A 757-nucleotide genomic window follows, 5' to 3' on the forward strand; every position below is an offset into this window, starting at 1 on the left:
GTTCACGACGTAATTTAGCGAACAAGTTAATTAAAGAGATTAAAATAATTAGATTCAACACACCGATAAGCACTAAAAAGAAACCTGAAACTAGTGTACCAATCGTTCCACCAATATCTTGGAAATGCGGTAATTCATCTTTAGCCCATTTTACAGATACCCCTAAAAAAACAGCCATTAAAAATACGACAGATGAATGTCCAATTGAAAAATAGAAACCCACACCAGATGGATCTTTGCGTTGCTGTAATAATTTGCGAACCGTATTATCTATTGCAGCAATGTGATCTGCATCAAATGCATGACGCAAACCTAATGTATATGCAAGAATCCCCATACCAAATAAGATATGATGGTCTTTTCCAGCAATCCATAAAAAACTAAACCCAATAACGTGTAACAAAATGACAATAGCTATGTATGGTAACCAGCTTAAGCGCTCATTTTTAAAAACAGTCAAAATATATCCTTCTTTCATAACATGATATTTAATCATACTGTATGTTCAATGGGCACTCTAGTAATAAGTGTTCATATAACAAAAATGTTATGCCAAATTATTTGTTATATAACAATATACATGTAACCACAAAAGATTTTTTTGCGATATATATAATTTGATAAATTAACCAACAACAATGTAAGATGTCACTTTGCTTAACTTGGCATCCTTTTTATGATTTTCAAATTCAAAAAAATGAGCAAAATGAATCTCTTTACCAGTTTTTAATATTTCAATACCATGCATGGAACCTAA

The 757-nt window shown here is 31.2% G+C and carries 1 protein-coding gene and 1 pseudogene; both read right to left on the reverse strand.

Features of this window, described 5'->3' with window-relative positions; genetic code table 11:
* Positions 1–460: HoxN/HupN/NixA family nickel/cobalt transporter (locus tag IDG60_RS17890; RefSeq protein WP_481906107.1), on the reverse strand; the 460-nt coding region annotated here is incomplete at its 3' end.
* Between the two features lie 165 nt (positions 461–625).
* Positions 626–757: pseudogene (locus IDG60_RS17895) on the reverse strand (DNA-binding protein); the annotation flags it as partial.

It is taken from the genome of Staphylococcus sp. EG-SA-2, from assembly GCF_017152085.1.